This is a genomic window from Mangrovimonas sp. YM274 (assembly GCF_030908385.1).
Classification (GTDB): domain Bacteria; phylum Bacteroidota; class Bacteroidia; order Flavobacteriales; family Flavobacteriaceae; genus Mangrovimonas_A.
In genome coordinates, this window is the sequence record NZ_CP133091.1 from 2,384,162 (window position 1) to 2,408,458 (window position 24,297).

General features: G+C 39.3%; 19 protein-coding genes. 7 read left to right on the forward strand and 12 right to left on the reverse strand.

Annotated features, from left to right (window positions below; genetic code table 11):
* Positions 1 to 4: 4 nt before the first annotated feature.
* The gene (locus RBH95_RS10235) at positions 5 to 439 is read left to right on the forward strand and encodes a hypothetical protein (RefSeq protein ID WP_307899496.1); all 435 of its coding nucleotides are present in this window, start codon (positions 5 to 7) and stop codon (positions 437 to 439) included.
* Here the strand turns inward: RBH95_RS10235 and RBH95_RS10240 are convergent.
* The 5 genes from RBH95_RS10240 to RBH95_RS10260 all read right to left on the reverse strand — a co-directional run bounded on the left by RBH95_RS10240 (position 411) and on the right by RBH95_RS10260 (position 5,190).
* Positions 411 to 1,241: a S1 RNA-binding domain-containing protein gene (locus RBH95_RS10240; RefSeq protein WP_307899497.1), complete on the reverse strand. Its 831-nt coding sequence runs from the start codon at positions 1,239 to 1,241 to the stop codon at positions 411 to 413. The genes RBH95_RS10235 and RBH95_RS10240 overlap by 29 nt on opposite strands.
* A gap of 83 nt (positions 1,242 to 1,324) precedes the next feature.
* Complete coding sequence (locus RBH95_RS10245; protein WP_307899498.1) at positions 1,325 to 1,663, reverse strand: DUF2853 family protein; 339 nt, start codon at positions 1,661 to 1,663, stop codon at positions 1,325 to 1,327.
* 85 nt (positions 1,664 to 1,748) lie between these two features.
* Positions 1,749 to 3,509 (reverse strand): 2-succinyl-5-enolpyruvyl-6-hydroxy-3-cyclohexene-1-carboxylic-acid synthase, encoded by a 1,761-nt coding sequence (menD, locus tag RBH95_RS10250; protein WP_307899499.1) that lies wholly within the window; start codon positions 3,507 to 3,509, stop codon positions 1,749 to 1,751.
* A gap of 128 nt (positions 3,510 to 3,637) precedes the next feature.
* A complete protein-coding gene (locus RBH95_RS10255) occupies positions 3,638 to 4,765 on the reverse strand; it encodes a chorismate-binding protein (protein ID WP_307899500.1) in 1,128 nt (375 codons plus the stop codon).
* Positions 4,765 to 5,190, reverse strand: a complete 426-nt coding sequence (locus RBH95_RS10260; RefSeq protein WP_307899501.1) for a PaaI family thioesterase — start codon at positions 5,188 to 5,190, stop codon at positions 4,765 to 4,767. Before RBH95_RS10260 ends, RBH95_RS10255 begins: the two co-directional genes overlap by 1 nt.
* Positions 5,191 to 5,243: 53 nt before the next feature.
* Here RBH95_RS10260 and RBH95_RS10265 point away from each other — a divergent pair, with 53 nt between their 5' ends.
* Complete coding sequence (locus tag RBH95_RS10265) at positions 5,244 to 5,885, forward strand: alpha/beta hydrolase (protein ID WP_307899502.1); 642 nt, start codon at positions 5,244 to 5,246, stop codon at positions 5,883 to 5,885.
* A gap of 63 nt (positions 5,886 to 5,948) precedes the next feature.
* Here the strand turns inward: RBH95_RS10265 and RBH95_RS10270 are convergent, their stop codons facing one another.
* A complete protein-coding gene (locus tag RBH95_RS10270; protein ID WP_307899503.1) occupies positions 5,949 to 11,399 on the reverse strand; it encodes a BspA family leucine-rich repeat surface protein in 5,451 nt (1,816 codons plus the stop codon).
* 555 nt (positions 11,400 to 11,954) lie between these two features.
* On the opposite strand from RBH95_RS10270, the gene RBH95_RS10275 reads away from it, so the two are divergent.
* Complete coding sequence (locus RBH95_RS10275) at positions 11,955 to 13,631, forward strand: T9SS type A sorting domain-containing protein (RefSeq protein ID WP_307899504.1); 1,677 nt, start codon at positions 11,955 to 11,957, stop codon at positions 13,629 to 13,631.
* A gap of 62 nt (positions 13,632 to 13,693) precedes the next feature.
* Here RBH95_RS10275 and RBH95_RS10280 read toward each other — a convergent pair whose 3' ends face one another.
* From RBH95_RS10280 to dnaK, 4 genes are all read right to left on the reverse strand, one after another.
* The gene (locus RBH95_RS10280; RefSeq protein WP_307899505.1) at positions 13,694 to 14,641 is read right to left on the reverse strand and encodes a nitronate monooxygenase family protein; all 948 of its coding nucleotides are present in this window, start codon (positions 14,639 to 14,641) and stop codon (positions 13,694 to 13,696) included.
* Positions 14,642 to 14,700: 59 nt separating this feature from the next.
* The gene (locus tag RBH95_RS10285; protein WP_307899506.1) at positions 14,701 to 15,930 is read right to left on the reverse strand and encodes a class I SAM-dependent rRNA methyltransferase; all 1,230 of its coding nucleotides are present in this window, start codon (positions 15,928 to 15,930) and stop codon (positions 14,701 to 14,703) included.
* Between the two features lie 104 nt (positions 15,931 to 16,034).
* Positions 16,035 to 16,562: a lipocalin family protein gene (locus tag RBH95_RS10290; RefSeq protein WP_307899508.1), complete on the reverse strand. Its 528-nt coding sequence runs from the start codon at positions 16,560 to 16,562 to the stop codon at positions 16,035 to 16,037.
* 281 nt (positions 16,563 to 16,843) lie between these two features.
* A complete protein-coding gene (gene dnaK, locus RBH95_RS10295) occupies positions 16,844 to 18,751 on the reverse strand; it encodes a molecular chaperone DnaK (RefSeq protein WP_307899509.1) in 1,908 nt (635 codons plus the stop codon).
* 252 nt (positions 18,752 to 19,003) lie between these two features.
* Here dnaK and RBH95_RS10300 point away from each other — a divergent pair, with 252 nt between their 5' ends.
* The 4 genes from RBH95_RS10300 to RBH95_RS10315 all read left to right on the forward strand — a co-directional run bounded on the left by RBH95_RS10300 (position 19,004) and on the right by RBH95_RS10315 (position 22,709).
* Positions 19,004 to 19,495 carry a hypothetical protein gene (locus RBH95_RS10300; protein ID WP_307899510.1) on the forward strand — a complete coding sequence of 164 codons (492 nt, stop codon included), beginning with the start codon at positions 19,004 to 19,006 and terminating at the stop codon, positions 19,493 to 19,495.
* A 145-nt stretch (positions 19,496 to 19,640) separates the two neighbouring features.
* Positions 19,641 to 21,065 (forward strand): L-serine ammonia-lyase, encoded by a 1,425-nt coding sequence (locus RBH95_RS10305; protein WP_307899511.1) that lies wholly within the window; start codon positions 19,641 to 19,643, stop codon positions 21,063 to 21,065.
* 97 nt (positions 21,066 to 21,162) lie between these two features.
* Positions 21,163 to 21,981 carry a 3-methyl-2-oxobutanoate hydroxymethyltransferase gene (panB, locus tag RBH95_RS10310; RefSeq protein ID WP_307899512.1) on the forward strand — a complete coding sequence of 273 codons (819 nt, stop codon included), beginning with the start codon at positions 21,163 to 21,165 and terminating at the stop codon, positions 21,979 to 21,981.
* Between the two features lie 26 nt (positions 21,982 to 22,007).
* Positions 22,008 to 22,709 carry an RluA family pseudouridine synthase gene (locus RBH95_RS10315; RefSeq protein ID WP_307899513.1) on the forward strand — a complete coding sequence of 234 codons (702 nt, stop codon included), beginning with the start codon at positions 22,008 to 22,010 and terminating at the stop codon, positions 22,707 to 22,709.
* On the opposite strand, the gene RBH95_RS10320 is transcribed toward RBH95_RS10315, so the two are convergent.
* Both RBH95_RS10320 and pxpB read right to left on the reverse strand, forming a co-directional pair.
* Positions 22,706 to 23,569: a biotin-dependent carboxyltransferase family protein gene (locus RBH95_RS10320; RefSeq protein ID WP_307899514.1), complete on the reverse strand. Its 864-nt coding sequence runs from the start codon at positions 23,567 to 23,569 to the stop codon at positions 22,706 to 22,708. The two genes, RBH95_RS10315 and RBH95_RS10320, sit on opposite strands and share 4 nt — an antisense overlap.
* Positions 23,566 to 24,297 carry a 5-oxoprolinase subunit PxpB gene (gene pxpB / locus RBH95_RS10325; protein WP_307899515.1) on the reverse strand — a complete coding sequence of 244 codons (732 nt, stop codon included), beginning with the start codon at positions 24,295 to 24,297 and terminating at the stop codon, positions 23,566 to 23,568. The genes RBH95_RS10320 and pxpB overlap by 4 nt, the downstream gene beginning before the upstream one ends.

The window sequence follows — 24,297 nt, forward strand, 5'->3', positions numbered from 1 at the left end:
AGAAATGAAAGTATTGGAATCGCCTTTCGCTAAAAACGTGGAAGCCACTTATTGTATTGAGATAGGTGACTTTCATTTTTTCAGCAATTATGTAGTTGCCGAATTTAGGCAAGGCACCAACGTCGCCTTCAAGGATTTCGAGGAAATTTTTGATTTATGCGACGAAATCTTCGGCGACCAACCCTATGGCTTTATTTCCAATCGTATCCATTCATTTTCTGTAGACTTAGTAGATGCTTTGGAACACAGCAGTAAAGTAAGCCATATTAAAGCATATGCGGTTGTTACCTACAACCACAACGCCAAACGAATGTTGGCCATTGAGGAACATTATTTTAGCTTTAAAAGAAAACGTTTCAATGCGCTTACCGATGCTACAGAATGGGTTTTGGGCCAATTACAATTGGCGCCTAAACCAAATAAATTCCATCCTCTTTAATCTCTATCAAGCGCTGCTTGTACAAATTACCAATACCTTTTTTAAAGTTCTTCTTACTCATTTGAAGCACTTCCTTAATAAGTTCAGGGTCTGATTTATCCGTGAGTTCTAAATACCCTCCGTTGTCTTTTAATTCTTTCAGAATAATATCGGCATTGGGCTCTATACTTCTATATCCAATCTGCTCCAATACTATATCCAATTTATTGTCCTTACGAATCTTTTTTACATACCCCTTCAAACGATCACCAACACTTAAATCCTTAAAAATATTGTCCTTAAAAATGAGCCCTAAATGCTTTTTGTTCACTATAACATTCATCCCAATCTCTGAAGGATGAGATACAATTAGGTCTACTTCATCAAAGACTTCTACGGTAAGATTTGTATTGTCCAAAAATCTATTGGTTTTACTGGAAGCCACCAATCTTTCGGTTTCTTCATCTAGATAACAATGCACCAAATACCAACCACCTTCTTTCATTTTAAAGACCTGCTCCTTAAATGGACAGAACAATTCTTTTACCATTCCCCAATCTAAAAAAGCCCCAAATTTCGTCACCGCATTACATCTTAAAAGGGCAAAATCGCCTTTTGTAATGTACGGATGATCTGTAACTGCAACCAAACGCTCTTCGTTATCCAAATAAACAAAGACGTCCAATTCATCTCCAATCTCAAAAGATTCCGGAACATAACGGTTGGGCAATAAAACCTCGTTATCTTCTTTATCAGACAAAAACAAACCAGGCTCGGTTTCTCTTACAATTTCTAAAGTATTGTATTCTCCAATGTGTATCATGCGGCAAAGTTAAGCATTATAGTGAACCCAAAAACAAAAAGCGCTACATCTTTGTAGCGCCTTTCTATTCTTAGAATGAAAGTTTAATAAACGGTTTCCTTACTGAAATGTTTGGTCAATAAATAATAAATTACTACCCTATATTTAGTTCTGTTGGAGCGTCCATAAGTGTCTATCACGGAATTGATAGCCTCATCAAGTTCTGGTGTATCCTCAAGCCCTAGTTTTTTAATCAAAAAGTTATTTTTTACGCGCTCCAATTCAGACTCATCGGAGCTAGATACTGTGGCTGAATCTGCATTGTAAATAGATGGACCGCAGCCAATAGTAATTTTGGTGAGCAAATCCATATCAGGTTCCAAGCCAAACTTATCTTTTAGCTCAGCAGCATACTTAATGATTAATTCTTCGCGCTTGTTCATAGGTTTTATAGTGTTTTAATTTATTAGAAATGGACTTTAAAGATATGCATTTTTTATGCTCAAGTTATACCTTTCCCTTCCTCTATCAACGTATAAACTTAAAATAGTTCAGCAACACTTCATCATTAACTCTACTTGGGGTAAAGATTTCCAATAATTTAGGTTGCTCAGAATTATTATAAAAATCCTCCAAAGCCACAGATAGACCTTCTTCATCATCTGCCGTTTGATACGCCAACCCATACATGGCACATAAATGCTTAGCCGTTAAATGGTGCTTGGTTTCAAAGTACGTATCAAAATTCTCTGTGTTCTTATCTCCCGGAAGAATTCTAAAAATACCACCTCCGTAATTATTGATAACGACTATTCTAAAGGATTTCGGAATATGAGCATTCCACAAAGCATTGCTATCGTAAAAGAAACTCAAATCCCCCGTAACAAAGGTTGTTTGGGCTTGATTTGCGTGTGCAAACCCAATAGCTGTGCTTGTACTCCCATCAATACCACTGGTACCTCTATTACAATATACTGCCACCGTTGGATTTCCTTTAAAAAGTTGCGCATATCTAATGGCCGAGCTATTTCCAATCTGCAAATTTGTATGATCAGGAATGCTCTTTAACAACTTTGAAAACACCTTGAAATCGCAAAACGGAATTTCATTTAAATAGTCGCTATGCTTTTCTCTTCTATGAGTTTTAACCGCCTTCCAAACCTGTTTATAATTACTTTTCTTGATATGGGTTAACTTGGGCAACAAACTTTCAAAAAATTGGTTTGGAGTTACCTTGATGTGTTTTTCCAGACAGAAAAATGTGTCATTGGCCTTCTTCTCATCTACGTGCCAATGCTGTTTTGGTCTATATTTTCTTAAAAATGCCTTTATTTTTTTTGAAACGATCAAACCACCAAACGTCACCAAAATGTCTGGTTGCAAATCCTGAAACTCCTCATCATTTAAAGGCGCAATCATTTTATCGATACTAGGAAAGAACTCTTTATGGTGTAAATTAGAAGTCGTTTCGGTAAACACCAACACACTGTTGTCATTTGCCAGTTCTTCAATCCATTTTGCCTCTAAGGCATTTGGCCCATTTACCCCCACCAAAATCATTTTTTTGGAAGCATTGCTCCAGTCTTCCAAACACAATTTTAAATCTAAAGCGTCTATTTTTTTAGATTTCACTTCTGGTTTGATAACCTTAGCAGACACGCTCAATGTATCGACCACGCCATACAAAGGTTCATCAAAAGGAATATTAATATGAACAGGTCCCTTTTTTGTAAGCGCAATATTAATGGCCTTGTTAATTTCGTGTTCGTTCTCTTCCTGAAGTTCCTGTTTCAATCCTAAAAACCGCTCTAGCTTATGCTCAATGCTTTTTATAATGGCGGGCTCATCATCATCGAAAGGTTTTGCTTTTACATCCAGATCCTGCTTTAAATTGGCCGAATACAAAATGTGATTTTTGAACACATTCTCTTGATTAATGGTCTGTCCGTCTCCAATTCCCACCAAATATTTTGGGCGATCTGCAGACAACACCACTAAAGGAATATCGCTATAAAAAGCTTCGGCCACTGCAGGATAATAATTCAACAAAGCACTTCCGGAAGTACAAACCACCGCCACTGGCTCTTGGTTACTTTGTGCAATTCCCATTGCAAAAAAGGATGCACAACGCTCATCTACGACGCTATAACAGGTGAAAAATTCATCATTTGAAAATCCAATAGTTAAGGGTGCATTACGGCTACCTGGAGAAATAACAATATGTTTTATGTTCTTGGCTTTACACAGCGCTACTACAGTTTGTGCGAGTGGAATCGCGGAATATTTCATGAATAAAGTGTATAGAAATGAGCTGTAAAATTAAGCATTCTAAGAATGATACTAAATTAAAAGACCCCATAATCAATATAGCATTTTAAATTTTTTAAATGTCGGACAAGTTCCTTCTTTCGCATTTATTATTGAATAGAATACAGAACTCTTTTCATGGTTTTGGATTTGTTCACAGTTTCCTCCCATTCCAATTCTGGATTGGAATCTTTGGTAATGCCCCCTCCAACATAAATTAGGGCAGCATCAGACTCTAGTTGCATGCAGCGCAAGTTCACATATAAATCAGATACCGTTTTTACAGTATCATAAGCATTGTTTTCGATATTTCTTCTCCTGGTATTGCGAGTGTTCTTTTCTTTTACATTAAGTTCACCAAGAAAGCCTGTGTAATAAGTACGATTGTAATGCTCCTTTTCGATAATAAATGTTTTTGAAGCCAATTTTGGCAATCCACACACCGCTGGTGTTGGATGCAATCTTTTAATGACCTCTTCCAAATTGCCATTCAAAGTGCCACTGATTTTAGTTTGAATATGAAGTAAACCGCCTGCCCTAACCGTTGCAGGCTTTGTAACTCGCAAATTCTCCATAACACCGTGAAGACTTTCCACAATAAAATCCGTAACGAATTGTTGCTCCTGCTGTTCTTTGACTCCCCAAACGACATCTTCTGAATCTTTGTAAGCCTGTGTTCCAGCCAAAGCCATGGTAGACATTCTATTATTTTCCACTTTCAGTAAGGTTTCTGGCGTTGCCCCAAGCCAAAGTCCTATTTTAGGATGATACCAACAATACGTGAAAGCCGTTGGATATTTTGCTAATAATCTCCGGAACAACTCGATAGGATTAAGAGCGTCTAAATCAACCTTTTCCAGTCTTGAAAGCACAACTTTTTCAAAGGCTCCCTTTTGAATGGCATTCACCCCTTCATTCACCAAATCAACGTGTTGCTTTTTGTTTTTTTCGAAATTGGTAGAAACTGATAGATACTCTCCTTCTTCAAAATCCTTTACATTGTAAGCTTCCAATTCAAAAACTTCTGAATTATGAAAAGGAATCAACACAATTGGATCCTTATCATCAAACGGCGCCATTACAAACCCTTGTTCCGAAAAATCCTTTACAAAATGTAAATCATCATCTTTTTGCACCAAGCCTTTAATGGACTTTTTGTAGGGTTTTCTATAAAGCACAAAAGGACGTTGGGATTTGTAGAAATCCTGAAATGGTGTCAAAAATGCATCTAGATCCATTACTTATTTTTAGGCAGGGAAATGGTGGACAACTTGCACACAGAAATCAAATTATCGTCATCGTCGGTCACACGAATATCCAAGAGCTGGGTGGTTCTTCCTTTATGGATAAAAGTGGCTTTGGCATAAACATTGCCTTCTCGAATTCCTTTCAGGTGATTGGCCGTAATTTCTATACCTCTCACAAAAAACGTTTCGGAATCCACAAAAATATGGGAAGCAAAGCTCCCAACACTTTCCGCCAATGCCGCAGTGGCGCCTCCATGCAACACGCCGTCTGGTTGGTGCACTCTGGAATTAACAGGCATTTTGGCTACCAAAAAATCCTCTCCAAAGTCCACAATTTCAATATTCAAGGTTTCCATCAAGGTGTTTTTACATTGTTCATTGGCGCGTTTCAGAACCTCTTCTTTCGATAATTGCATAGAAATAGTGTAATTTTAAAGTCGATTGTAAAAATACAAAACCAAGACTAATAATGAATTTATCCGAAAAGGAAATCAGCTATACTACCACAAATTCGTACGCTACCCTCAACCAACTTACAGAGCACACCAAAAGCATTTGGTTTGTTTGCCATGGCATGGGCTATTTAAGTCGTTATTTCTTAAGGCATTTTGAGCATTTAAATGCTGAAGAAAACTATATCGTTGCGCCGCAAGCCCAGAGTAAATATTATATTCCCCCCAAACTAAGACATGTGGGCGCCAGTTGGCTCACAAAAGAAAACACGCTTAAGGAAACCGAAAATGTCATGCGGTATTTTGATGCCGTTTGGGAGGCAGAACAATTCCCTTTGGATAAAAAACTGATTGTCTTAGGCTATTCCCAAGGTGTTAGTGTTTCTTTACGCTATTTAGCTAAGCGAAAATTACAATGCCAAGAATTAATTATCCATTCAGGTGGTATCCCAAAAGAATTGACTCCTGAAGATTTTAACTACATGGACCCCGCCACAAAAGTATCTCTTCTATACGGCACCGAAGATGAATACCTAACAAATGAACGTATGGAAACAGAAATTGCCAAAGCAAATTTGTTATTTCCAAAGAACTTAAACATCATTCCTTTTGAAGGCAAGCATGTGGTAAACACCGAACTTATTTCTGAATTTGCATAACAAAAAAGTGGCCATCTTTACAATGACCACTTTTAAAATAAGAATTACGCTATTACTCAATTTTTAACGTTTAGCATTTGAGGAAATAATCTTCTTAATTTCGCTTCCTTTGTTAGATGTTATTCTTACATATAACATTCTGTCTAAGGCATGTGACAAATCAAATTTCACTTCTCCAGTCATATTAGCACTATAATGATCATCTCTATATGATGCTACCACAACACCTCTAATATCCGTGACCTCAATGGTTACATTAGTATCAAAAGCATACTGGTATTTAATATTTACTGCCGTTTTAAATGGCACTGGGTAGATATCAAAAGTATTAGCTGTACGCTGGTTTTTACCTTTAGGCCCCTTAGGTCCTTTAGGCCCTCTAGGATCTTCTACAACAAGCTCCTCTTCGGTACAATCAAGAGTATCATTATTCGGCTCATAAGTATCGCCTTCCACTACCGGAGAACATTTACAAACTACTTCACAAACAACAGCATGGGCAATCACATAAATAGGGCCTTCCACATTTACTGGACCAACGGTATAATTGGACGCATATCCTAAAGTGCCACTAGGGTTAAAATTATACTGACCAGGCGCTACCGTATATTTTTTGCCCTTCCCTTTTTTAGGATATTCTTCGCAACCAATGTATACATGCGCTTCGTTCATTACAAAACCATCAAGCAAATCATAGGTTACCGTTGCTTGCCCATCCACATAATTTACCGTTACAGTTCCCACAGGAGTCCGGTTGGTGATGTCACATTGCGCTGCACCGGCATATAAATCCATCACATATGGCTCACCAGGCTCATTTTCGTTTTCAAAATAATTGGTCCACCCCCAATTGCCAAAATCTGGAATGAAACAGGAATTTGTTTCTGGATCTCTGCCATAGGCCGTTTCACAATTGTCGTATAAATCAAATTCACGTTGTACTTTTAAGGTAACCTCCGTAGTATTACATTGATCTGAAGCGACAAATACATAATCGGCATACTCCACACAATCCACGACTGTTATATTGGTTGGTCCTGCATAAACAAAACCAGAGTCCACACAATTATCGGAATAATAAGCCTCTAACTCTTCTGGGAAATTTTCATTACACTTTAGTTCCACCACCGGTAGTTCAATTTTAGGATCTTCGTAATCTTCTATCCAAGTGAAGGTCACACTCAATTCGTTTGCTGAATTATTACATTCATCCATAAAACTAGCAGTCCATGTTTGCATATAGTCACATCCTCCTGTACATATTGCACCTTCTGTATCTGCTTCAATTTCTATTTCATTCTCTCCATCAGTGACAGTAAACACAGGAGGAATAATTTCTGAAGGGTTACAGCCCAAATCCATGTCAGACACATCTGAAATGATTTTTGGGAATTCATAATCAACTATAGTAACAATAACATGATCACTCACGACACAGCCATTAGGCAAAGTAGCAGTTAATATATAAGTACCCGATTCATCTACAACAACAGATATTATAGAAGCATCTCCCACTATATGTCCATCATTTGTTGTCCACTGAAGAATAACATCTTCATACGGTACTTCACCTTCCAATATAATTTCGGGAGACACTTGACATGTTATCAACACATTTGCTCCGGCATCAATCACTGGTGGCTCACCCGACACATCCCAAGTACAAGTTATTGAGTTCCAAAGGGCAGTTTCATAACATTCAATATTCGGCATAAGAGGTTTTGTTCCTACCACATCCCACATACAGGTTTCACTATTGAATGTTGCCGTTTCATAGCAAGCAATTTCTGGCATGGCTGGCATGTCTCCGCTTACGTCCCATTCACAAGAATCTGTGTTAAAGGTTGCTGTTTCATAACAGGCCGTTGCTGGCTCGGTAGGCATGTCTCCGCTTACGTCCCATTCACAAGAATCCGTATTAAAGGTTGCTGTTTCATAGCAAGCAATTTCTGGCTCGGCTGGCATGTCTCCGCTTACGTCCCATTCACAAGAATCCGTATTAAAGGTTGCTGTTTCATAGCAGGCCGTTACTGGCTCGGTCGGCATGTCTCCGCTTACGTCCCATTTACAGGAATCCGTGTTAAAGGTTGCTGTTTCATAACAGGCCGTTTCTGGCTCCGTTGGCATGTCTCCGCTTACGTCCCATTCACAAGAATCCGTGTTAAAGGTTGCTGTTTCATAACAGGCCGTTGCTGGCTCGGTCGGCATGTCGCCCGTTACGTCCCATTCACAGGTTTCAGTATTAAAAGTCGCTGTTTCATAGCAGGCCGTTACTGGCTCGGTCGGCATGTCTCCGCTTACGTCCCATTTACAGGAATCCGTGTTAAAGGTTGCTGTTTCATAACAGGCTGTTACTGGCTCGGTAGGCATGTCGCCCGTTACGTCCCATTGACAAGAATCCGTATTGAAGGTTGCCGTTTCATAGCAAGCAATTTCTGGCTCGGCTGGCATGTCTCCGCTTACGTCCCATTCACAAGAATCCGTGTTAAAGGTTGCTGTTTCATAACAGGCCGTTTCTGGCTCCGTTGGCATGTCTCCGCTTACGTCCCATTCACAAGAATCTGTGTTAAAGGTTGCTGTTTCATAACAGGCCGTTGCTGGCTCGGTAGGCATGTCGCCCGTTACGTCCCATTGACAAGAATCCGTATTGAAGGTTGCCGTTTCATAGCAAGCAATTTCTGGCTCGGCTGGCATGTCTCCGCTTACGTCCCATTCACAAGAATCCGTATTAAAGGTTGCTGTTTCATAGCAGGCCGTTACTGGCTCGGTCGGCATGTCTCCGCTTACGTCCCATTTACAGGAATCCGTGTTAAAGGTTGCTGTTTCATAACAGGCTGTTACTGGCTCGGTAGGCATGTCGCCCGTTACGTCCCATTCACAAGAATCCGTGTTAAAGGTTGCTGTTTCATAACAGGCCGTTGCTGGCTCGGTAGGCATGTCGCCCGTTACGTCCCATTGACAAGAATCCGTATTAAAGGTTGCTGTTTCATAACAGGCCGTTTCTGGCTCCGTTGGCATGTCTCCGCTTACGTCCCATTCACAAGAATCCGTATTGAAGGTTGCCGTTTCATAACAGGCCGTTGCTGGCTCGGTAGGCATGTCGCCCGTTACGTCCCATTCACAAGAATCCGTGTTAAAGGTTGCTGTTTCATAACAGGCCGTTGCTGGCTCCGTTGGCATGTCTCCGCTTACGTCCCATTCACAAGAATCCGTGTTAAAGGTTGCTGTTTCATAACAGGCCGTTGCTGGCTCGGTAGGCATGTCGCCCGTTACGTCCCATTGACAAGAATCCGTATTGAAGGTTGCCGTTTCATAACAGGCCGTTGCTGGCTCGGTAGGCATGTCGCCCGTTACGTCCCATTCACAAGAATCCGTGTTAAAGGTTGCTGTTTCATAACAGGCCGTTTCTGGCTCTGGCACTTGAATTACTTCAATAAAAAAGATACAAAAGTCACTACAACCATTTGTTTCAGTAAAGGAGTAAGTGATTTCATAAATTCCAGGTGTCACTTCAGATGGATCAAAAACACCTTCAACAACTCCATTACCGCTATAGGTACCATTTTCTGGAGTTCCTCCACTAAGTTCAAAAGGATTACCTCCACTACACAAAACAATATTTTCTGGACAACTTACCTGTGGTTGCGTCGTATCTAATGCTATCTCCACTGTATCTGAGGCTGTACACCCATTTTCACCTGTTACTGTTAGAGTATAAATTCCTGGAGCATTAAAAATAGAAATACTAGGGTTCTGTTCAGAAGACGAAAATCCATCCGGGCCACTCCATTCATAGCTTACATTAGGTGTGTTACTTGATCCTTCCAAGTTTCCTTCAAAAACCTCACAGGTCAGCAGCTTATCTGGCCCCGCATTAACATCTGGCGTTGAATTCCCTAACACTACCTCTACTATATCTGTAGCAGTACAACCATTTTCATCGGTCACCGTTAAGGAATAAGTCCCAGGGGCATTCAAGAAAAGAGAAACCGTAGGGGCGGCTTCAGTGGACATAAAGCCATCTGGACCACTCCATTCATAACTTACATTTGGTGTACTACTTGATCCATCCAATGTCACCTCTAATACACTACAAGTAAGAACCTTATCAAGACCTGCATTTACATCTGGTAGAGGATTGATAGAAATTACTAATTCCTGAATAGTGTAACAATCCTCAGAAACCTGACTTCTCACAAAAAAGGAAGTGCCCTCAAAAGGACTTACTTCTGTATCGGTCAATGCATTTGTATTATTTTGGGCATCCTCCAAGGTTTCATGAAAACTCACTACTGCCCCTTGGTCGGTTGTCACAAGATTTTCCAAATCTACACTTGACTGCCCCTCTGCACAAACAGAACCGGAAGTAACTTCCAAATTTGGTTCGACACAACAATCTGGAGCATCATCCCGAATAATCACTACACAACTATCAGAATTTCCATTGTTAGGATCTCCTGGATAAGGATCTGGATGACTACAACTTTCACTAACATCTATAGATGTAGGGGGACTAGAACTATTTGTTTCAAAAATTTCAATTGCATAGCTAGTACCTACATCATAGGTCAAAGAAATTACTCCAGAAGTAATATTAGTATCTCCCGAATTGGTTAAACAAACAAAATTGGAAAGGCCATTTTCATTATTTGAATTCGCATCATACCCTACATACTCGCCATTAATTCCCTCGATAGGCACATTAATAGTAAAAGTCCCATCATCATTACAAATTTCTTCTGGAACTCCATTAAACAATGAGCACGTTAAAAAATCGGCATCGCCACAACCAAATCTTGCTTTAAAATTATTTATTTCAACATCTCCATCGGCATCTTGATCCCAAACTGCCAAATAAAAATTGGAAGCCAGCAAAAAATCAGCACCATTTATAGGAATAGTGTTCCATGTACTAGAGCTCTCAACGCCACATGCTACTTTTTTTAGATCACCACAATCTCCACTTAAATTCTGTCCATTGTCACCTTGATGTGTACCCGTTTCATGTACTTCAGACAAATACAAAGCCCATGCTATTGTATCACCTGAGTTATCGTTTATTTGAATTTGAAAACTACCGGCTTCCGGTCTCACATCAAAGTTCAACCAAATTATAGGCTGACCGTCCGTTGGATTTGACGCACTCACTTGAAGTCCTGAACTAGGATCAATACAGGCATCACCTTCCACATCTATTTCAAATTCAGCTGAATCATAAACCGAGCCTAACAAAGGAACAATTCCAGATTGCGTTTCGGCCGCACTTCCACATTTTACAATTCCTTTGGGCTGAAAACTTTGGGATGGACTATCATCAATAGTACCATCTCCATTCCAAGCAGCTCCATCTTCCCATCTAAAAGCTCCTTCACAGGGTGTTTGAGCCATAGCATTAAAGCTTCCCAAAAACAAAAAAGCCAATAGCAACAGCAGTTGTTTATTGACTAACCTTTCAAATAATTTACGCCAAAACAGAGAATTGTTAGGACATGAAATGATAGCATAGTTTTTCATAATGGTTGATTTTTAGTTAAAACCAAACATTAAGCAGATTTCCCTCAGAAGTAAATTTAGGTTGATATGCTATTAATCAACACTATAATCGAAAAAATATTTGCTATTAATTGCGTAAAGGAAATTTTACGTAAGACTAAAGTAAAAAAAATATTGCCCGAAAAATAAAACTTCTACCAATTGAAAAATAAAAAGGTAAACGCATTTAAAAAGTAAGAATAAACTTTCCAAATAATCATATTTGACTACTTATGATATGAAAATTCTTAATTATTAAGTTAAAATTGAAAGAAATGCCATTCATACATACAGTTATTAAATGTGTACTTCCATAGGATACTCTTTTTCTCCAAAATTGAAATAACAGTTTAAATAACGTTCCATTTCAACTCTATTAAATTTGCTAAAATCACAAAAAATATTGCTTAAACTAACAAAGCCAAAATAAGTTTAATAATATGTAAGATATTTCGTTAAAATTAAAGAATGTTTATATATTTGAGAGAAATAAAAGCAACTTAAGTATTATTAACAAACACATTAATTTAATTATTTATGAATGTAAAATTACCCAACCTCTTTTTAGGTACCTTTTTAGGAGCCTCATTAATGTTAAATGCTCAAGAATATGAGCCCTTAATAGTAGATTCTGGATTTACAGCGGATATTGTCGCAAATGGTGCAACTACAGCCATGGCTTCAACCACAGATGATGTCGACGGTGTCGACTGGTGTTTTATGAGTACCGACTTTAACCCTACCGGTACCGCAAACTTTGATTTTGCCCTTCCTGCCGATGGACTATTTAATTCTGAAGCAACGCCTGATATCAGCTTTCAATTAGCCGATTTTGCCTCCAATAATTCTTTAAGATTGGTGAGTCAAGGTAATAGTGGGACACTAACATTTACAAATGACGTACAGGCCTCCAAATTATTTGTGGTAGGAACCACAGGAAGTGGAAGTGGGCAATTTACAACGATTATCACCTTTACAGATGCGTCAATCCAAATTTTTAACGGTTCTCTGATGCCCGATTGGTACAGTAGCAATGAACAACCTATTGCTCTATCTGATTTTGGCCGAGTAAACAGAAGCGATGACGAAATCGAAACTGATCCTACAAATGGAAACCCAAGACTTTATCAAGTTCAATTGGATATTCTTCCAGAAAACTATGGAAAAACCATTGAAAGTATTGAAATAGAGAAAACAACTTCTTCTCCAGGTATCATAAATATCATGGCTATTTCAGCTGAGCTAGCACCCTCATGTTTACCTGTTACTAACCTAGAAGCTTCTGCCACAGCTAATACCGCAGAAATCTCTTGGGATTCACCAACAACAGCCCCTGCTAATGGATTGGATTACTACTTAACTACAGATAGTACTGCTCCAGACGAAACGACAGAGCCAACCGCTAATTTGGCTGCTACCGAAACATCTGTATCTCTTGCTGACTTAACTACAGGAACTACCTATTATTTCTGGATCCGTACCAACTGTGGAGTTGACGACTTAGGAGCTTGGGAATTGATAAGTTTTACTCCTGGCCAAGTAAGTGCCACCTATACAGAAGGAGATTTACCTACGGAATATGATACACCTTCTGCAAGCTCTGTTAGCAGTTGCCCAGGTTTATTAACAATTAGTGTGCCTGAAGGCTATCAAATTGCTAACGTAGACGTTTCTTATAGCATGACTGCCAATGATGCTGGATGGATTAGTGACCAAGCATCCCTTTTAGCTTGCAACACAACAGGACAGGCCGAGTCTTCTTTATCTGGAGGATCAGGATTTGGCGGCACCTATAATTACAGCCGTACCGGTTTGGACATCGCTGACGGAGCCACGGGAGATGTGGAATTCGCTCTTCATGCTTGGAAAACTTACACTACTGGCGATGATGGATGTACTACGGTAGACAACAAAGTAGACAACAATACCTGGACCATTACTGTAACCTATGAAGCTACGTTATCCAATCCAAATTATGAATTGGAGCAATTGTCTGTGTATCCAAATCCTGCAAACAATCTTGTAACTGTAAAAGCTGGTGAACAAATTACAGACATCACGATACTTAACTTGTTAGGACAAGTTGTATTAAATCATAAAGGAAACAGCTTATCTGAAGAAGTAAACATTTCCAACTTAGCGCAAGGTAACTACATCCTAAAAACTTCTACCGCTACAGGTAAACAAGCCACCACAAAATTAATCAAGCAATAAGCTTAAATAATTCCATAAAAAAAGGGAAACTAAATGTTTCCCTTTTTTTATTCAAACATCTTTCATCGCGTCAATCTTCTTACAATATCCTTTACAGGAAGAATCTTCGTTGTGTATTCTATACTAGGTCCAGCTACCCACACTGTTTTATACGTAGCTTTAAGCGCCGCATTCTCTGTGGCTTTCATACCTAAATAAAAACGCAGCATTTTCACCCACTTTTTTAGTTTTTTGTTTTTATTCATCACCCCCTCCAACCACGTCGTTTTTGTGCCTATTTTTTTTACATATGGTGTATTGATGACGGTACAAGGTGTTCCCGATATTCTTTCAGTCATCACGATGTCGTCCTTTCCATAATCGATACATGCTTGCTTATATTCATTAGTGACATTAGCTTCTTTGGAAGCAATAAACGGACTCCCTACCGAAACTCCCGCAGCGCCATATTGCAACATGTCATCCACATGTTGTTTCATTCCAACACCCCCAGCAGAAATCACAGGAATATTACAATGCGTCTTGATTTCCTTGATGAGCTGCTCTGGCGACATCCCACCTCGATGACCTCCTGCTTGATTGTTGACGGCAATCACAGCGTCTGCTCCAAGCTCAGTTACTTTTTTGGCATAAGCAAGATCAGTGACATCGCAAAAAACTTTAATATTGTGTTTATGCGCTTCGCGAATCGTTTCTTCGGGACTTCCCAAAGAGGTAATAATAAAATCACAACCTTCTTCACATAACAATTTTAATTGCTCTTTGTATTTGACATTGGATTTGTTGACAATTAAATTAAACCCAAAGGCGCCACCTAAAGGCTTGGCCGCCTTAAGTTCTCTTATAGCTGCCTGTAGTTCGGGAAGGGTTCTATAATTTAACGCAGGAATACACCCTGCAATCCCTTCCTTCATAGCTTCCTTTACCATGTCTGTATTGGACACCAAAAACATGGGTGCCATGATAATGGGATATTTAATATCGAGAATTTCTGTAAGTTGTGAGGTCATATAGTTTGCTTATACAACAAATATAAGCATTTTACTATGCGTGCATAACAAAAATATGTCTAATCTAAAAATCGATAGTAACCGCATTTCAAGTAGGCTCCCTCTGGAAAGTTAACAGGATGATCGCTGTCATGCTGAGTTTTTAAGATCAATTCAAAGGTTCTCCCTGAACTATTTAATACTTGTTTGTTGATATCAAAAAAGGCCTGAGCAACCACCCTTGAAGAACAAGAAGCCAACACCAACAACCCTTTTTTAGCAGTTAACTGCGCACCCAATGTTGCCAATTGTGCGTATTTCTTTTTTGCCAAATCCACTTCAGAAGCCTGTTTGGCAAAACTAGGCGGATCAATAACCACCACGTCAAATGTCTCTCCTTGCTTGATTAGGTTTTCCAGTTCTTTGAATGCATCACCTGCGATGGTGTTATGTACACCGGAATACGCATTTAATTTTCCATTGGCCACCGCCACCTCCAACGCCTGTTTACTAATATCCAAACTAGTTACTGCAGTAGCTCCATTATACAACGCATGTACCGAAAATCCTCCTGCATACGAAAACACATCCAAAACAGTTTTCCCATCACTCCATTCCCCCACCTGTTTTCTATTGGCGCGATGATCTAAAAAATAGCCTGTTTTATGCCCTTTAATCACGTTAGCAGAGAAATTCACGCCGTGTTCCACAAATTCCACAACCGCACTCTCCAATACTCCATACACAACTGCCCCATCAACTAACTTTTGATTAGGCTTATTTTGAAGACTTCTACTCAAACGAATCACTACGGTTTCAGCATTGGACAACTCCCGCATCATGGGTAAAATAGTTTCCAAATACGGAAGCCAAATTTCGGAATACAGTTTCACCACCAAAACATGGGCATATACATCGGCAATCAACCCCGGAAACCCATCATTTTCACCAAAAATAAGACGGTAACTATTGGTGTTGGTCTGCAATAATTCCTGACGTTGTGCAAAGGCTTCCTGAATTTTCTGATGAAAAAAGTCGGTATTTATGACGGCTTGCTCTGCCCCACTATGCAACATTTTAATGCGGATTGGAGAGGCTGCATCATACAACCCCAAGCCCACTACCTTATTTTTGTTTTTACTAAAAATAATGGCCAAATCACCAGATTTTGCATCCTCATTGATTTTGACAATACTGTTTGAAAACACCCAAGGATGGCCTTTGACTACAAACTGCTCGCCTTTGGCATTTAATTTTACCGCCAAACGCTTGGGCTGATAATTGGACTTTATAGTTTCAGAAAATAACATAGCTGTGTATTAAGGTTTCAAAATTATAGGTTTTAATTGGATTAAAGCCAATAAAAAAACGCAACCAGAAATGGTTGCGTTTTTTGTTTTTTCGTTTTTTTTTATTACTCCTCTCTAACAAAAGTTTGAAAAGTAGTCATTGTTTGAGTAACTTCATAACCTTGTTGGTTTTGAGTATCTGAAATATCACTTTTCAATTTCATCATTGTTTCTGTCATTTCTAGTATCACAAACTCTTGTATTAACTCATCACTAGTCATTGTAATTACATCTCCTTCCATTTCCCAAGTTCCTTCTAAATATTGTGAAATCATACCAAAATCTTGAGTTTCACTCTCTCCCTGACTTGTTGCGGTTACCTCAAGCCCAAAAGCACCATCGGCAATTACTTCATTAGGAGTTTCAGTGAACGTCCAAACGTAATCTATGTCGTAAGCTTCCCCTACAACATCAGAGGATACTGATTGCCCCATATATTCATAGGATGTTTCCCCTTCATAGTTATACTCTACCATGGACCAAGACCCTGCAAGTTCTCCGGTAATAACAGCAGGATTATCATTACCATCATCACTAGAACACGACACAAATAGCAATGTAACGAATGCAAACAATAGATTAAGTTTTTTCATAATTTTTTTTGAATAATTATAATTGGTTAATAAAATTGAAGATCAAACTTAACAATAATAAAATGTTAAAATAAAACTTTTTCCTACTTTTTTTAACAACAAAACCAATAAATAAGCACATAAACCCTTAAATCAAATATTTACAGTTCACTTTTTCACAACCTTTTTAACCAATTTAAAAAAAACATCTATTTCATAAGCTATCTTGCCAAAAAGCAAAAAACGCAACCATTTCTGGTTGCGTTTTCATTGCTTGAAATTCCTTCTTTCGAAGGAATTTGTTATTTCACTTCTTCGAAGTCTACGTCTTCAACATCGTTGCTTTCGCCTGCATCGCTACCTGCGTTTCCTTCAGGTTGTGCTCCAGCCCCGTTTTGTTGTGCTTCCGCTTGTGCTTTGTACATTTCTTCGCTAGCTACTTTCCATGCTTCGTTAATTTTCTCCAAAGCAGGATCAATTACCGCGATATCCTTGGTTTCGTAAGCTTTCTTCAACTCTTCCAAAGCATCTTCGATTGGCTTTTTCTTATCATCAGATAATTTATCACCAAACTCCTTCAACTGACTTTCGGTTTGGAAAATCATGGCATCGGCACTGTTCAACTTATCCGCAGTCTCCTTAGCTTTAGCATCTGCTTCGGCGTTTGCTTCAGCTTCTTGCTTCATCTTTTGGATTTCTTCTTCTGTCAATCCTGAAGAAGCTTCAATACGGATATCTTGAGATTTACCTGTCGCTTTATCTGTTGCGGATACTTTAATGATACCGTTGGCATCAATATCAAAGGTTACTTCAATTTGTGGTGTTCCTCTTTTTGCTGGTGGAATACCGTCTAAGTGGAAACGACCAATTGTTTTATTGTCTGCTGCCATTGGACGCTCTCCTTGCAACACGTGGATTTCAACCGATGGTTGGTTATCCGCTGCCGTAGAGAACACCTGTGACTTTTTGGTAGGAATAGTTGTATTGGCCTCGATAAGCTTGGTCATTACATTACCCATAGTTTCAATACCTAAAGACAACGGCGTCACATCCAATAACAATACATCCTTAACATCTCCTGTTAATACACCACCTTGAATAGCGGCACCAACAGCTACTACCTCATCTGGGTTTACACCTTTACTTGGTTTTTTACCGAAGAATTTCTCAACCGCATCCTGAACTGCAGGAATACGTGTAGATCCACCTACCAAGATAATTTCATCGATATCACTCTTAGACAAACCAGCCGCTTTCAATGCAGACTCACATGGTGCAATGGTACGTTTTACCAAATCGTCGATTAATTGCTCAAATTTAGCTTTCGTCAAGGTACGTACCAAGTGCTTTGGTCCACTAGCAGTTGCAGTAACATAAGGTAAGTTGATTTCTGTTTGCGCAGAAGATGACAACTCAATCTTAGCTTTTTCTGCAGCTTCTTTTAAACGTTGTAATGCCATAGGATCTTTACGAAGGTCCATGTTTTCTTCAGCATTAAACTCTTCTGCCAACCAGTTGATGATTTTCTCATCTACGTCGTCACCACCTAAGTGCGTATCTCCATCGGTAGACAATACTTCAAATACACCGTCTCCCAATTCCAAGATAGAAACGTCATGTGTACCTCCACCAAAGTCGAATACGACGATTTTTTGATCGTGACCTTTTTTATCCAATCCATAAGCCAAGGCAGCTGCCGTAGGCTCGTTAATAATTCTTTCTACCTTTAAACCTGCAATCTCACCAGCTTCTTTAGTAGCTTGACGCTGAGAGTCGTTAAAATAGGCAGGTACTGTAATTACGGCACGGCTTACATCTTGTCCTAAGTAATCTTCAGCAGTTTTCTTCATTTTTTGAAGAATCATAGCCGAAAGTTCTTGAGGTGTGTACAAACGTCCGTCGATATCCACACGTGGAGTATCGTTATCTCCTTTTACTACTTTATATGGTACGCGTTCTGCTTCTTTTTTAGATTCAGAATATTTATTCCCCATAAAACGTTTAATAGAATAAACCGTTTTAGTTGGGTTGGTTACTGCTTGTCTTTTGGCTGGGTCACCTACTTTAATTTCGCCTCCTTCAACAAAAGCAATAACCGATGGCGTAGTACGCTTACCTTCTGCGTTTGGGATTACAACAGGCTCGCTACCTTCCATTACAGAAACGCAAGAGTTTGTTGTACCTAAATCGATTCCAATAATTTTACTCATAATACTAATTTCTTTATTTGTTGCGTTGAATGTTCAGTTTTAAATTCAGGAGGTATATGTCAATGATTATGCCATGACAAAAAATATGACACGATGTCACATTCTTATTTAAAGCCTTTTGCAACCCCTTGAAAAGAAAGGCAATCACTTTGTCTAAACTCTTTTTATTTTAATAGTAATAGCCCATCCATTCTTTTAAATTCTGTAACTTTAGTGTTTTAAACATCAGTTTTACACAAAAAAAGAATTATTATGAAAAAACTTTTTGCACTTTTAATGTTTGCCTCCCTGCTATTTACAGCTTGTGAAGGTGACCAAGGTCCTCCTGGCCCTCCTGGACAACCAGGCAGTATCTTTGTGGCTAGTGCCTTTGAAATAGAAGTCGATTTTACTTCTGGTAATGGCTATCAAATTTTAGAGCCTTATGGCTTTCAGGTCTACCCTTCGGATGTGGTATTAGTTTACATTTCTTGGGAATTTGATGGTCAAGATATTTGGCGCCCTCTACCACAAACAGCTGAATTTGTTGAAGGTTCCTTGGTATACAACTTTGATTTCACTCAAGATGATGTACGATTATTTTTGGACGGAACCATAAACCCAGACATCCTTGGACCAGAGTGGACCCAAGACCAATATTTCAGAGTGGTTGTAGTCCCTGCCGACAATATTGATGGTGTAGACCTTAATAATTTAGATGCCGTTATGGAGGCTGGAGGCATTTCTACTTTTGAACAAAAGTAACTTCACCCTAGTGTAAATCACTAAAATTAAAACACTTAAAATAAACGTTGATGCCTCTAGAGCATTAACGTTTATTTTGCACTTTTATACCCCTTATCTTCTTCAACAAACTGTATATTTGCGCTCAATTATATCGTTTTCGTAAATGGAGTGCATTAGTGTATTTGACATGTTAAAAATTGGTGTGGGACCATCTAGTTCCCATACACTTGGGCCTTGGAGGGCTGCAGAACGTTGGATTGCAGAATTAAAAAACAACAATAAATTTGATAAGGTTGAAAAAGTTAAAGTTGACCTTTACGGTTCTTTGTCATTAACCGGTAAAGGGCATGCCACAGATTACGCCGTGCTTTTAGGTTTAAGTGGTGCCGACCCAGAACGCATTCCAACCGAAGATATTGATGTTATCATCTCCAACATCAAAAATTCCAAAGCACTTTGTTTCAATAACGAAAAAATGATTCCTTTTGAGGTTTCCGAAGGAATTGTGTTCAATCGAAAATTTCTGCCATTCCATGCCAACGGTCTTACTTTTACAGCAACCATAAATGGCAGAAACTATAAATCTACCTACTACTCTATTGGCGGTGGATTTGTTGTTCAGGAAGAACGCAAAGTATCCAAAGCCAATAAAATCATCTTTTACTGCACGTTTCCCTACCCTATCGAGACAGGCACCCAATTATTGGATTTCTGCAAACAATTGGAATTGCCCATTTCAGGAGTTGTTTTGGAAAACGAAAAATCCATACGAGAAGAAGCTGCCATCGATTTTGAATTAAAACGTGTTTGGGACACCATGTTGGAATGCATGTACCTAGGTTGCCACACCGAAGGAAACCTGCCAGGTGGCCTTAATGTGAGAAGGCGTGCCTACGACACCCATCAAAAACTTAAAGGAGATCTCCCTTACAATACACCGGAGGAATGGTTAGAGACCATTCGCCATACCGAGGTGAAATTCAGACAGATCTTTAAATGGGTAAGTTGTTTTGCTTTGGCGGTAAATGAAGTAAACGCCTCCTTGGGACGTGTAGTTACAGCTCCTACCAATGGTAGTGCCGGGGTAATTCCTGCCGTATTGATGTACTACATGGTGATTGAAAACCACAAAGCCAATTTTGAACATATAAAACAATTCCTTTTGGTGGCAGGAGAAATTGGTAGCATCTTTAAAAAAGGCGCTACGATCTCTGCTGCAATGGGTGGATGCCAAGCCGAAATAGGTGTATCCTCTGCCATGGCCGCTGGTGCCCTTTGCGAGCTTTTGGGAGGTACTCCCGAACAGGTATTGGTAGCTGCAGAAATTGCCATGGAACACCATTTGGGACTTACTTGCGACCCAATTGCCGGATTGGTACAGGTGCCTTGTATCGAGCGTAACTCTATGGGAGCCATTAAAGCCATTAATGCCGCTGAATTGGCCCTGGACACAGACCCCAACAATGTAAAAGTGCCATTGGATAAAGTAGTCAACACCATGTGGGAAACTGCAAAGGACATGAATTCCAAGTACAAAGAAACTTCAGAAGGAGGTTTGGCCGTAGGAGTTAACCTAACCGACTGTTAACAAAGTTTTAGCGTTTCAACACAAAGGAATAATAGCTTTAATAGCATAATTTCTTATTTAAACTCATTATTTTTGCATCTCCTAAATGTAAAACACGATGTCTGTAGCTAAAAAAGAATACAAACGAATTACGGTTAAGTCCTTGGTAGAAATGAAGCAAAACGGAGAGAAAATCTCTATGCTTACTTCCTACGACTATACTATGGCGAAAATTGTTGATGAAGCTGGAATAGATGTTATTCTTGTTGGAGATTCTGCCAGTAATGTTATGGCTGGTCACGAAACAACACTTCCCATCACTTTAGACCAAATGATCTATCATGCCTCTTCTGTAATAAGGGCGGTTCAACGTGCTTTGGTTGTAGTGGATTTACCTTTTGGTAGCTATCAGAGTGATCCTAAGGAAGCCCTTAGATCTGCCATTAGAATCATGAAAGAAAGTGGCGGACATGCCGTAAAACTTGAAGGTGGTAAAGAAATCAAAGAGAGTATCAAACGTATTCTTCACGCCGGTATTCCTGTTATGGGGCATTTAGGATTGACGCCACAATCTATTTACAAATTCGGAACGTATACCGTAAGAGCTAAAGAAGAGCAAGAAGCCAAAAAGCTTAAGGAAGACGCCTTAATGTTGGAAAAAGCTGGTTGTTTCGCCATTGTTTTAGAAAAAATCCCTGCTCAACTGGCCAAAGAGGTTGCTGAAAGCGTTTCCATTCCTGTTATTGGTATTGGAGCCGGAAATGGTGTAGACGGACAGGTTTTGGTATTACACGACATGTTGGGAATGACCCATGAGTTTAATCCAAGATTTTTGCGTCGCTACATGAATCTTTATGAAGACATGACCTCGGCCATCTCACAATACGTAGACGATGTGAAGACCCTGGATTTCCCTAACGACAACGAACAATACTAAGGTTCTAATTTACCAATATCAGTCTAGTGGGCACAAAAACCATATCCACGCCAGAAAATCTTCAAGTTTTATATGAAGACAACCACATTATTGTGGTCAACAAGCGCGCTGGTGATTTGGTACAAGGAGACAAAACCGGGGATTCGCCGCTTAGCGATATTGTTAAGGCGTATTTAAAAGACAAATACAACAAACCCGGAAACGTATACCTTGGCGTAGTACACCGTTTAGACAGACCCACTACAGGCATTGTGCTGTTCGCAAAAACCAGCAAGGCACTTCCAAGACTCAACAAATTGTTTTCAGAAAAAAGCGCCTCCAAAACCTATTGGGCATTGGTTAAAAACCAACCTCCCAAAATGGAAGACACGCTTATCCATTGGTTAAAAAAGAATCCGAAAAACAATAAATCCTCCGCATTCCACAAGGAAACCAACGGTAGCAAAAGAGCCGTATTGCACTACAGCCTTCTCAAGCAATTGAACAATTATTTTCTGCTGGAAATTGAATTGGAAACAGGCCGCCACCATCAAATTAGATCTCAATTATCTAGTATTGGATGCCCAATAAAAGGGGATTTAAAATATGGTTTTGACCGAAGCAACCCTGATGGCAGCATTCATTTACATGCTAGAAAACTGGAATTCACACACCCTGTGTCAAAAGAAGCGATAAGCATTTCCGCTCCACTTCCCAATGATCCACTTTGGGATGCTTGTCTAGATTAACGATTCAAATTCCATGGTTTCAAACGAAATCTTATGGTATTACCTGTAGTTTTCTGAGCCAATGAATTGATAGAAGCTTCCGTAAGCTGCAACACCCTTGGATAGCCTCCCGTTGTTTGACAATCCCGCATCAATACGATTAACTGGCCAGAAGGTGTCAATTGCACCGTTCCAGGGAGCACAGGAGCGGTTATAATGGCGTTTAAACTATTTTGAAGGGTTTCATTCAACTGATAGGCCATACGGCTGTTATGGTTCGAAATTGTAAATGTTTTTGAAAACAAGATGGTTTGTTGCTCTTTGGAGAGCTCATTGAACTCTGGCCCTTCAAAAACCTCCAAAGTCTCCGAAACAACATAGGAGTCATCAAACCTAACAACTGCATGCCTTTCTAAAGAATGTTTCTTCATTTCCACAAGCTTCAACTCATCTCCCTTTTCAAGTCTACTTTGTAGCGTCACTGGCCAATACATACTCCGACTTCCCAATACGGATTCTGTTTGAACACCTCCCAAAACCGCCAAATAGCACCTCATCCCCTTTTGCAATCGTCCAAAAGTCAATCGATCTCCTTTAAAAACGTTAATAGCCATATTGTTTTTAACAGCTGCTCCGTTAACCTTGGGGCTCATTTCAGCTCCAACAATACAAATACTCGTCGCCTCTGTAAATTCCAATTCTGGACCTACCATGGTAATCTCCAAAACAGCCGCATGTTCCGGATTCCCTAAAAGTACATTCGCAAACTTTGCAGATTGCATATCCATAACACCAGACATAGGTACTCCAAAACTAGCTTGCCCAAACCTGCCCAAATCTTGAACCGAAGTATACAATCCTGACTTTAGAACCTTAATCATAACCGCTTTCTAAATTTAGGCTGACACACTCCAAGATCCACATCCCTTTTTATCTTTTCGTACTCCTGAATGTCTATTGGAACAAACTGAACTTGATCCCCCGCTTTTACAAAACAGGGCGGCGATTGCTGCGGATTAAAAAATTCTAAGGGAGAATTTCCAATAATATTCCACCCTCCCGGACTTTCATTTGGGTAAATTCCGGTTTGATGGCCACCTATGGCCAGCGCTCCTTTTTCGACCTTCATTCTCGGTTTGGATTTTCGTGGAAACTGAAGCTGATGATCCAATCCTCCCAAGTATAAAAATCCGGGTAAAAACCCGATAAAATAAACCGTGTAAAATGGTTGGGAATGCAGTTGGATTACTTCTTGTTTTGTCAACTTTTTTTCTTCTGAAATTTCGTTCAAATCTAAACCAAATTTAGTATCATAGCAGACTGGAATTTCCCAAACCAAAGATTCCAAATTTACATCATCAACTTGCGATTCACTCAATGATTTCAACTTCCAGATTTCACCATTGAAATCATCAATAGTTGAATCATAAATAACTAATAATGAATTATATGATTGGATTACCTCAACAACAACTTTAGAAAGATTTTTCTGAATAATATTTTTAAACAAAAGTACATCTTTTAACACATCTTCATCAATACGAGAAGGCCATTCCACTAAAATAGAACGTTCATTGAAAGGTAAAAACTTCAACTGAAAACCCTTCAT